This window comes from Aurantimicrobium sp. (assembly GCF_036667855.1).
Lineage (GTDB): Bacteria > Actinomycetota > Actinomycetes > Actinomycetales > Microbacteriaceae > Aurantimicrobium.
Genome location: NZ_JAVWTF010000049.1, coordinates 1 through 10,633, shown reverse-complemented (window position 1 = coordinate 10,633; position 10,633 = coordinate 1). Strand labels below are relative to the sequence as shown.

Annotated in this window: 11 protein-coding genes and 1 tRNA gene; 6 read left to right on the top strand and 6 right to left on the bottom strand. The window is 57.2% G+C overall.

Features of this window, described 5'->3' with window-relative positions; genetic code table 11:
- Positions 1-74: 74 nt before the first annotated feature.
- The 4 genes from RR877_RS08750 to RR877_RS08735 form a co-directional block, all read right to left on the bottom strand.
- Positions 75-149: transfer RNA gene (locus tag RR877_RS08750), tRNA-Arg, on the bottom strand.
- Between the two features lie 28 nt (positions 150-177).
- The gene (locus RR877_RS08745) at positions 178-675 is read right to left on the bottom strand and encodes an HNH endonuclease (RefSeq protein WP_277494746.1); all 498 of its coding nucleotides are present in this window, start codon (positions 673-675) and stop codon (positions 178-180) included.
- A gap of 275 nt (positions 676-950) precedes the next feature.
- On the bottom strand, positions 951-1,739 hold the full coding sequence (locus tag RR877_RS08740) for a hypothetical protein (RefSeq protein WP_332551301.1): 789 nt from the start codon (positions 1,737-1,739) through the stop codon (positions 951-953).
- A gap of 215 nt (positions 1,740-1,954) precedes the next feature.
- On the bottom strand, positions 1,955-2,653 hold the full coding sequence (locus tag RR877_RS08735; protein WP_277494744.1) for a metal-dependent transcriptional regulator: 699 nt from the start codon (positions 2,651-2,653) through the stop codon (positions 1,955-1,957).
- A gap of 67 nt (positions 2,654-2,720) precedes the next feature.
- Between RR877_RS08735 and serC the strand changes: the two genes are divergently transcribed.
- On the top strand, positions 2,721-3,833 hold the full coding sequence (gene serC / locus RR877_RS08730) for a phosphoserine transaminase (protein ID WP_332618875.1): 1,113 nt from the start codon (positions 2,721-2,723) through the stop codon (positions 3,831-3,833).
- 3 nt (positions 3,834-3,836) lie between these two features.
- Here serC and RR877_RS08725 read toward each other — a convergent pair whose 3' ends face one another.
- Both RR877_RS08725 and RR877_RS08720 read right to left on the bottom strand, forming a co-directional pair.
- On the bottom strand, positions 3,837-4,466 hold the full coding sequence (locus tag RR877_RS08725; RefSeq protein WP_277494742.1) for a DUF3027 domain-containing protein: 630 nt from the start codon (positions 4,464-4,466) through the stop codon (positions 3,837-3,839).
- Entirely contained in the window at positions 4,459-4,839 is a 381-nt protein-coding gene (locus RR877_RS08720; RefSeq protein ID WP_110234385.1) for a cold shock domain-containing protein, read from the bottom strand. The genes RR877_RS08725 and RR877_RS08720 overlap by 8 nt, the downstream gene beginning before the upstream one ends.
- Before the next feature lie 70 nt (positions 4,840-4,909).
- Between RR877_RS08720 and RR877_RS08715 the strand changes: the two genes are divergently transcribed.
- From RR877_RS08715 to RR877_RS08695, 5 genes are all read left to right on the top strand, one after another.
- Positions 4,910-5,173, top strand: a complete 264-nt coding sequence (locus tag RR877_RS08715; RefSeq protein WP_110234387.1) for a hypothetical protein — start codon at positions 4,910-4,912, stop codon at positions 5,171-5,173.
- 25 nt (positions 5,174-5,198) lie between these two features.
- On the top strand, positions 5,199-6,941 hold the full coding sequence (locus tag RR877_RS08710; RefSeq protein WP_332627939.1) for a helicase-associated domain-containing protein: 1,743 nt from the start codon (positions 5,199-5,201) through the stop codon (positions 6,939-6,941).
- A 41-nt stretch (positions 6,942-6,982) separates the two neighbouring features.
- Positions 6,983-8,617, top strand: coding sequence for a DNA repair helicase XPB (locus RR877_RS08705; protein WP_332551298.1), 1,635 nt, complete (start codon positions 6,983-6,985; stop codon positions 8,615-8,617).
- Positions 8,618-8,737: 120 nt separating this feature from the next.
- Positions 8,738-9,430 carry a response regulator transcription factor gene (locus RR877_RS08700; protein ID WP_110234394.1) on the top strand — a complete coding sequence of 231 codons (693 nt, stop codon included), beginning with the start codon at positions 8,738-8,740 and terminating at the stop codon, positions 9,428-9,430.
- Positions 9,431-9,519: 89 nt separating this feature from the next.
- The coding region (locus tag RR877_RS08695; RefSeq protein ID WP_332627937.1) for a HAMP domain-containing sensor histidine kinase at positions 9,520-10,633 on the top strand (1,114 nt) is incomplete at its 3' end.

The following is a 10,633-nucleotide window of genomic DNA, read 5'->3' as shown; positions in this document are numbered from 1 at the left end:
GCTGGATTCTGGAACGACTAGAGAAGACCAACTAGAGACCGTGGAAAGGGACTTTAGTTCTAGTAAGCGTTCTCTGGTGCCCCTGAAGAGACTCGAACTCCCAACCAACTCCTTAGGACGGAGATGCTCTTCCATTGAGCTACAGAGGCGTTACTCCAGTCTAAGCGCTGGAGTTATCTAGGCTGCTGGTGCTAGATAGTCATCCCAGGCAGTGTCCCGGTGATCAAGACCCATGGCGAACCAGCTGGGGCCAGCAGGCATGCGAGGAGTAATCCTCAGGCGCCAGCCCATTTCCTGAGGCGTGCGATCGGACTTGATGTTGTTGCACTTGAAGCAGCAGGCCACCAGGTTCTCCCAGGACTCTGCTCCCCCGCGAGACTTCGGGATGACGTGGTCAATCGTGTTGGCACTCTTGCCGCAGTAAGCACAGTGGTGGCCGTCTCGACGCAACACTCCACGTCGGGTGAGCGGCACTCGTCTGGCATAGGGCACGCGCACGTAGCGCGAGAGGACGATGACCGAGGGGCGGTCAAACTGTGCCGAGATGGCTTCGACCGGGTGGTCGGCATCTGCTTTGAGCACCGTGGCTTTCTGGCTCATCACCAGCATCAACGCTCGTCTGAAAGAGACGATCGCGAGTGGTTCATATCCTGCGTTGAGTACCAAGGTGCGCACGGTGGGGCCTTTCGAGTTGGGGCCTGCATGGCGTGCAGGCTGCTTGCCGAATGGTCACAAGAAGTGTGAAGGTTCCCGAGAAACACACAAGGGCACTGTCGTTGCCGACAATGCCCTAGAGAAGACGTGCGCGTAGACGCTCACCTATTCGTTCGTGAAGTTTCATGAACCCTCCGCACTTAATGCTTGAGTTCAGAGTATTGAGCGCACACCGCAAACCGCTAGCAGGCACGCCGAATCGTTATCGGGAGTTAACCCGAACGCAAGGTCGGTATTTAGCCGACGCGAACGAAGAGTGCGTAGCTGTATGGATCAGCGGAGATGGAGGAAAGAACAGAGGTTCCACCAATTCCACCCTGAGCTGCCAGGCCGTTACCTGCATAGATAGCGACGTGGTTACCACGCATCATGATGTCACCAGGCTGAACCTGGTTGGGGTCGCTGAAGACAGTGCCATAGCCACCGAACTGCATGGGGCCCAGGTCAGGAACCGAGTAACCCAGGTTACGCAGAGCCTGCTCAACGAATGCGGTGCAGTCACCAGGCATGCCGACGAGGTTCAAAGCAGTGTTGAGTAGAGCAGAGTTCGATGCGATTCCGGAGACATCAACAGAAACGCGTGCGGAAGAAGATGCACGTGCAGCAGAAGCAACTGTCACAGCTGCAGCGGTGGAGTAACCGTCACGGCTTGCGGAAACGGCAGAATCACCGGAGACAATCAGTGCCTGAGCTTCTGCAGCAAGCTGTGCCTTGTATGCCTCAACGTCAACGTGATCGCTGGAGTCGATTGCATACGCAGGAATCGAGAAGGTGGCCATCAGGCCGAGAGCCACTGCCATCACGCCAGCGCGAGCCCAGTTGCGACCTGTGTTTTCGGTGCGTGCGGGACGAGCGGTGCGAAGAACAGGCTTTACTGCAGCTACCTCTTGGGCAGCAGAAACGAGTGCAGTGCCGCGCTCACGTGCAGAGGATGCGAAAGAGCGTGCAGACTTGCGAAGTGATTTCTTTTCCGCGAGCTTGCGCTCACGGCGTGACGAGAATTCGTCGTTACCTAATTCGGCCAAGGTATAACCTCCGGCGCCCCAACAAGCTAGGTTGCTTACCCCGTCACGATGCAAAATTTGCTTCGTTTCACATATCGAGAGACGGGGGTTGGGACGTCTCGCTATGTGGCTTTGTAACCCTTTGGTGGCTATAAAGCTTCACCAGACTACGGGAAGTGAGCCCAAAAGTCACATCAGCGACACGACAAAATCACAAAAAGGTAACGGGCAAATTACTACAAGCTGTGTTCAACGAAGATGTGGACCGCTACATCTAGTGGTAAATCGAGGGAACCTGTGAATCCTGTGGCAGAGACGCGGACGCGGTCACCATCTCGCTTGAAGGAAATAGTGGAGCCCGGAATGAGCCCCGATTGAGCGAATTCAGCCAGGGTCTCGGGGCTGATCTGTGCAGGTTCACCCAAGCGTCGAACAACACCAGTGCTGAGCTCACCCGAGGCCTGGAGCAGATCCAGCAGGTTGGCCACGCCATCCATGAAGCCTTCGGCGGGTTCAATACCCAGCTCTTCCAAGCCGGGGATGGGGTTGCCATAGGGAGACTCGGTGGGGTTGCCCAACATCTCCATGATGCGACGCTCCACCTTGTCACTCATCACGTGTTCCCAGCGGCAGGCTTCGTCGTGGACGAACTCCCACTCCAGGCCAATGATGTCGCTGAGCAGACGCTCGGCGAGGCGGTGCTTGCGCATGACGTGCACAGCCTTCGAGCGACCCTCTGCGGTGAGCTCTAAGTGCCGGTCATCCGAAACCAAGACAAGTCCGTCGCGCTCCATGCGCGCCACCGTCTGAGACACCGTGGGACCGGAGTGGCCCACACGTTCAGAGATTCGCGCACGCAAGGGAACAATGTTCTCTTCCTCTAACTCGAGGATGGTGCGCAGATACATCTCCGTGGTGTCGATCAGATCTGTCATGCTCACTACTTTACTCGCGCGGGAGTAGGGGAATTTCGGGGTAGTGACCAAACCCTAGAATTGATTCATGGCTGAGATCACCATCCCCCGCGAACTTCTTCCCGTTGACGGCCGTTTCGGCTGCGGACCTTCCAAGGTTCGCCCCGAACAGGTGGCAGCTCTTGCTGGGATTGGTGCACAACTGCTCGGCACCAGCCACCGCCAGGCACCGATCAAGAACATGGTTGGTCGCGTGCGCTCTGGCCTGAGTGAACTCTTCAACCTGCCTGATGGCTACGAAGTTCTCCTCGGCAATGGTGGCTCCACCGCATTCTGGGATGCTGCTGCGTTCTCTCTGATTGAGAAGCAGAGCCAGAACATGGTCTGCGGTGAATTCGGTGGCAAGTTTGCTGCCGCAGCGAAGACTCCCTGGCTCACCGCTCCCGACGTGATCAACGCCCCTGCCGGTTCTCGCGCAGATGCTGTTGCCAAGGCGGGCATCGACACCTATGCCTGGGCACACAACGAAACCTCCACCGGTGTGATGTCCCCCGTCAAGCGCGTTCACGGCGACGCCGGTGCGCTCACCGTGGTCGATGCCACCAGCGCTGCAGGCGGAATCAAGATTGACGCTGCTGAGGCCGATGTCTACTACTTCGCTCCACAGAAGAACTTTGCTTCAGATGGTGGCCTGTGGTTTGCACTCTTCTCTCCCGCAGCAATCGAGCGCGTGGAACGCATCGCTGCCACAGACCGTTACATCCCTGAGTTCTTGAGCCTGAAGAACGCCATTGACAACTCTCGCCTCGAGCAGACCCTCAACACCCCTGCCGTTGCAACGCTGGTCCTGCTCGAAGAGCAGATCAACTGGATAAATGCTTCTGGCGGTCTGGACTGGGCAGATGCCCGCACTAAGGAATCGTCCAACCTGCTCTATAACTGGGCAGACCGGGTGGACTACGCCACCCCCTTCGTGACCAACCCCGAGCACCGCTCACAGGTTGTCGTCACCATCGACTTCAATGACGACATCGACGCTGCGGCCATTGCCAAGGTGCTGCGCGCCAACGGCATCGTGGACACCGAGCCTTACCGCAAGCTCGGACGCAACCAGCTGCGCGTGGCTACGTTCACCGCGATTGAGCCCAGCGACGTTGCCGCGCTGATTGCGTCAATCGAGTACGTACTCGAGCGCCTCTAGAGGTTAGTTCTCGTCGTCAGCGTCAGAATCTTCTGCGCTGTCGTCGAGGTCATCAATATCGACTCCGTCGATATCTCCGCCGTGTGTAGGAGCTGAGACGAGTTCCTCGTCGTCATCTTCCTCATCCTCGTCGTCCTCTTCGTCGTCCTCGTCATCGTCGAGGTCGTCGTCGTCTTCCTCGTCGCTGTCATCAGCATCCGAGTCATCGAGGTCTTCGAGTTCATCGTCGAGAATGGTGCCATCGAGAGCACCCTCGGCGAGGTCAAGCAAACCTTCGGGAAGTTGTTCATCGAGCGCAATACCGGCAGCAGCTGCCTGCTTCTGAGCTTCGAGGAATTCTGCCAAGCGCACTGACCAAGGAACCCACTCGGGAGCAACGAGTGCACCCTCGGCAGGAAGCAGTTCTGCCTCCATCACGGTGGGCTCTTCGCCTTCGAGGGTTGCCAGTGAGACATTCCACACCCAGTTGGGATAGCCATCGAGTTTGCAGTGATACTGCAAGGTAGCAATGCCATCGTGGTCGATGGTCTCTACCTCAAGCTCACCAATGCTTTCAGGCGTGGTGATTTCGTGCAGCGCAGCAAGCGCCAAGCGCTGGTGGGATGCAGTGAGAGTGGGGAATGGCTTAGACATCAAAGTCGTCTGCTACGCGACGCAGCAGAGCAGCGATCTTGCTGCTGTGTGCCTTGTCGGGGTAGTTGCCGCGCTTGAGGTTGTTGCCAATACCGTCGAGCAGCTTGACGAGGTCTTCCACAATGATCGACATGTCGTCTGCAGGCTTGCGGTCAAGCTTCTCGCGACCTGCAGGAGTCTCGAGCACGCGGACAGAGAGTGCCTGTGCTCCACGCTTGCCTTCGGCAACACCAAACTCAAGGCGTGAGCCAGGGCGAACCTTCGCACCTTCGGGCAGGGCGGAAACGTGCAGGAAGACTTCCTGGCCGTCGTCGGTAGAAATAAAGCCGAAGCCCTTTTCCTCGTCGTAAAACTTCACTTTGCCGGTTGGCATTTTTTCCTCCTGCGATTGGTGCAACCCCCAGTTTACTCAGAGGTAACAGAAGGCACCTATCCTTAGAGGTATGGCAACAGAGGACACATACGAAGCAACACGTCTCGAACGCATTCTGGGAACCATGGTCGTAGCCATTGTGGGAGTATCCATTCTCGCTTTTCTGGCTATTGTGACCGCGGGTATTACGAACCTGGATCTCACCAGTTCTTTCGGCACGTTTGTATTGGTTCTGCCCGGCATCGGCCTTCCGATTGGCTTCATCCTGATGGTCTCTCTGCTCATCATCAATATGGTTCGTCGCCGCCGCGACGCATCTGCGGGTTCTCGTTAACTCGCCTACAGGCAAGTAGGAGCCTGTGTCTTCCTCGTTAGAACTTTCTAAGCGCCTGCGCGCGCTGACCGATGAGCAGCTTTCAGAGCTTGCCTCAACCCGCCTGACCAACAGCACGGCCATCAAGGATTACTTTGATTTAGCGGACGCCCTGCTGACGGAGGATTCCATCCTCAGTGCCGTGCGCAGGCTTCCGCTGGAGCAATTGCTTCAGCTGCGTGAACTTGCCAGCACCGGCAAGACCGCTGCAGATCCCGAGCTCACCACCACGCTTGAGCAGGCACTTCTGGGCTCTGAGGGAAAGAAGCTCGAGCTCTACCCCGAAGTCAGTGCTGTCATCCTCAGCGCCACCGAGAAGCTTGTCCCTGCCACAGCAGACAAGCCCAGCAAGCCGGAGAAGGGTTCGGAGCTCCGCGATGTTGCAGCTCTTGAAACAGCACTCTCTGCAATTACTTCTCTAGATGAACTTGCTCGATCTATCGAGTCTCACCATGTGAAGGAACTGGCACGAGGTGGTCTCAGCGCACAAGATTCACAGCGCCTGGCACCTTTGATGCCCAGCGCAGAGATCACTCCCACCGCTCTTCTTGCGTTGGGAAAACTCTCGGGCATCCTGGCAAAGAACAGTGGCTGGTGGATGGCCACCGAGAAACTCGATGACTGGCTCCACCTTCCGCTGGCTCAGCGCTGGCTTGCTGTGACCACAGCGTGGTCGGAACACCTTGGCACCCACTTGCAAAAGATCCTCAGCACAGAATCTAACTGGGGTCCTGAGTTGCATGCGTGGCTCGAGGTTCACTATCCCCTCGGTCACGACTGGCTCGATGGTGACCTTAACGAGCGCCTGAGTGAAGCAGAATTGCTTGGCCTCTCTCATGTAGGCACCGTGACTGCTGTGGGCCGAGAAGTATTGGCCGGAAACTGGAAGGGCGTCACCGCAGCAATTACTGCTGTTGTTCCCCCCTTTGCAGAGCACGTGTTTGTGCAGCACGACTTCACCGTCGTGGCACCTGGCCCACTCACACCAGCCGATGACGTCTTCATGCGTCAGCTGTGTGTGGTGGAGTCCAGAGGGCTAGCCACCACCTTCCGCATTTCCGCGCAAGGAACCAACCACCTGCTTGCGCAGGGCACCTCTGCGCAGCAGATCCTGGATCACCTCACTTCTCTAGCTGCCACCGATATTCCTCAGGCCGTGAGTTACTTCATCACTGACCTGGGTGAACGCTTTGGCACCATTCGCGTGCGGGAGGTCAACGGCAACACTGTGGTCAAGGCACAGGACCTCCTTGTCTTGCGCACCATCAATGCTGATCACTCCCTGCACTCACTAGGACTTCGTCCAGTGTCGGAAGATTCTCTCCAGACCGCCATCTCTGCGGGCATTGTTCTCAATGCCCTGCTGGATGCGAAATATCCAGCGCAGTTGGAGGACGCCTCCGGCAAGATCATTGCTGCTCCGGTTCACCGCCGCAGTATTGAACTTCAGCCTGAGCCCGTCAGCCCTCACGTTGCTCTGGTTCAACGACTGCGTGGCAGTCGTGAAGCGGCAACGACCGATGATGCAACCTGGATTGCTCGTCAGCTCGATGTTGCCGTGAGAGACAAGAGCATTCTTGTGGTGACAGTGTCGATGCCAGATGGTGAGCGTGAGTTCACGATTGAACCCAAGGGCTTCTCCAACGGTCGTCTGCGTTGCCTGGATCGCACGACTGAGGTGGAGCGCACTCTGCCTGCCTCTCACATCACTGCCGTGCGCCCTGCCTAGCTCTGTCCTGGGCACCCTCTCAACCGGAGTAACGTAGAGAGATGCCCGATGGACCGTTGATCGTTCAAAGCGATCGCTCAGTACTGCTCGAGGTGGCACACCCGCACGCCGCGGATGCTCGTCACGACCTCGCTGTCTTTGCCGAACTTGAACGCGCTCCCGAGCACATTCACACCTACCGCATTACTCGCTTGGGGTTGTGGAATGCTCGTGCTGCTGGTCACACCGCAGAAGAGATTCTGGGCACGCTCGAGAAGTATTCGAAGTATGCCGTTCCTGCCAGTGTGACCATCGACATCGCGGAGACTATGAACCGCTATGGTCGCTTGACCATTGAGCGCGATGCCGAAGGCACGCTGATTCTCAAAGGCACTGACGCTGCTGTTCTGTCTGAAGTGTCCCGCTCGAAGAAGGTCACCACCTTGCTCGAGGGCAAGCGTGAGGATGGCAGTTACGAAGTAGCTGCCTGGGCACGAGGACAACTCAAGCAGGAGCTGCTCAAGCTCGGCTGGCCCGCTGAAGACAATGCCGGCTACAAGCCCGGTGCACACCATGACATTGACCTCGCCACAGACGGCTGGGCACTGCGCCACTACCAAGAGAAGGCCGTTTCGAACTTCCTTGAAGGTGGCTCGGGTGTTGTTGTGCTGCCCTGTGGTGCTGGAAAGACGCTGGTCGGTGCGGGCGCCATGGCCGCCACCAAAACCGACACCTTGATCTTGGTCACGAACACCGTCTCGGCACGCCAGTGGCGTGATGAACTCTTGAAGCGCACCTCCCTCACCCCCGATGAAATCGGGGAGTACTCGGGCGCAACAAAAGAGATCAAGCCGGTCACCATTGCGACTTACCAAATCTTGACCGCCAAGCGCGGTGGTGAGTTCGCTCACCTTGCTCTCTTAGATGCCCTCGACTGGGGCTTGGTTATTTATGACGAGGTTCACCTCTTGCCTGCACCCGTGTTCAAGCTGACGGCCGAGCTGCAAGCTCGTCGCCGTCTGGGCTTGACTGCCACGCTCGTGCGCGAGGACGGTCGCGAGTCTGATGTGTTCAGCCTGATCGGACCCAAGCGTTTCGATGCGCCGTGGAAAGAGATTGAGCAAGAAGGCTTCATCTCACCTGCCGAATGTAAAGAGATTCGTATTGATCTCGACCCCGAAGAGCGCCTGATCTATGCCGCAGCCAGCGACGCCGAGCGTTATCGCCTGGCAGCAACTTCGCCCGTGAAGATTGCGATTGCAAAGAAGCTCATTGCCGCCCACCCTGGTGAGCGTGTGCTCGTCATTGGTCAGTATCTGGATCAGCTTGCTGAGCTGGGGGCCGCACTCGGTGTTCCGGAGATCACCGGAGCAACACCGGTAGATGAACGTGAGCGTCTCTTCAATGCCTTCCGTGATGGCAGTGAGCCTGTGCTCGTTGTGAGCAAGGTGGCGAACTTCTCTGTTGACCTTCCAGAAGCCAGTGTGGCCATCCAGGTCTCTGGTGCTTTTGGTTCACGACAAGAAGAAGCACAACGATTGGGTCGTCTCCTGCGCCCGAAGAAGAGTGGTTTCACTGCAACCTTCTACACACTCGTCGCCCGCGACACCGTTGATCAGGACTTTGCTTTGAACCGCCAGCGCTTCCTTGCGGAGCAGGGCTATTCCTACGAAATCGTTGACGGTCACACCGTCTAATTTTTCTTTTCTGCCAATTTCCCGCCTAACTACTGGGAATACGCCTGAGTTCAGCGTGCGCACAGTTCGCTGTCTAAAAACTCTCAGGTTACATTCAGGAAACAGTCAGATACTAGAGACATGGAAAATCCACGAATCCTCATAGTTGATGACGAACCCAACATTAGAGACCTCCTGACCACAAGTCTTCGGTTCTCCGGGTTCAACGTTCAGGCTGTTGGCAACGGCGCAGCCGCGATCTCGGCAGTACTCGCTGAAGAGCCCGACCTGATCGTGCTCGACGTGATGCTTCCGGACATGAACGGTTTCTCCGTGACCAAGCGTTTGCGCTCGGCCGGATATACCGCACCCATTCTCTTCCTCACCGCAAAGGACGACACCCAGGACAAGATCATGGGCCTCACCGTCGGTGGCGATGACTACGTGACCAAGCCGTTTAGCCTCGATGAGATCGTGGCTCGTATCAAGGCCATCCTCCGCCGCACCATGCAGGCAGATGAAGAAGCCCTGATCCGTGCTGGTGAAATCTCGATGGACCAGGACACCCACGAAGTGGTTGTGAACGACGCTGTGGTTGAACTCAGCCCCACCGAGTTCAAGTTGCTGCGTTACCTCATGCTCAACCCCAACCGCGTGCTGAGCAAGGCACAGATCCTCGACCACGTCTGGGAATACGACTTCAACGGTGACGCTGGAATTGTGGAGTCATATGTCTCCTACCTGCGTCGCAAGCTCGATGCCGTCTCGACCGAACCCCTCATTGCCACCAAGCGTGGGTTCGGCTACATGCTCAAGGTTGCCAAGGCTTCCTAAGCACCCACACCTCCAATGCCTAAGGGCGAGACCACCCGGTCTCGCCCTTTCAGCATTTCCCCACCTAGAACCTGCTTAGATTGCTACTGATGCCTTTCAATTTCAACGACCGATGGAACGCCATCTCCTTGCGCACCAAGGTGACCGGCGTCACTGTGTTGTTGTTGACAATCGGTTTGCTGGTTTCGGGTATTGGAACCATGGCGATGCTCAAGCCCGCCCTGATTGGGCAGCTGGACACCCAGCTTCAATCAGTGCATCAGGACCTCTCCAGCGTGCTTCGCCTGAGCAAAACAGGTACGACCGATCAGACAGCTCCCACGGACTACTACTACGCGGTCTATAGCGCTGGTGGTGTGCTGCTGGAGCAAAACTGGACGGACAAGCCTGAGGCTATCCGTCCCCAGCTCGCAACTGGTATCACGGTTGATCAAGCCACCACCTTAGATGGTGCCATTTTCCCGGTGAGGTCCAGTAATGGCCGAACACTTTTTCACGCCATTGCTGTCCCCGTGACCTTCGATGACGCCACCGGCACCCTCGGCACCGTCGTTGTTGCACTTTCCACCGCGGGCGTGGACAAGCTGATGACCACCTACCTCAGCATCTTCTTAGGCCTCGGTATTGCCATCGTGATCGTGGGAGCGTTGCTCACCCGCTTCTTGGTCACCACGACCTTCGCCCCCTTGCATGAAGTGGAAGACACGGCGGTTGCTATTGCCGATGGTGACTTGAGCTTGCGTCTGCCCTCCACGGCACCCACAAATACTGAAGTGGGGCGACTCAACCGCTCCCTCAACATCATGTTGGGCAGGATTGACCGTGCCTTCGCGGACCGTGCACGCACGATTGACCAAATGCAGCGCTTCGTCGGTGACGCCAGCCATGAGTTGCGCACTCCCCTGGTCTCCGTTCGCGGCTATGCAGAGCTGTATCGCATGGGTGCACTCCAAACGCCTGAAGAAATTGGTCAGGCCATGGAGCGGATTGAGAAAGAAGCCATCCGAATGGGTGCGCTGGTTGAAGACTTGCTCGAGCTCGCTCGCATGGATGAGACGCGTCCCCTCGAGATTGGCAAATTCGACCTGCTTACTATTGCTCACGATGCTGCTCTCGATGCGCGGGCGTTTGATCCTGAGCGCACCATCACCGTCGAAGGTGACTCCGTTGAGATTCTTGCCGCAGAAAACAAGATTCGCCAGG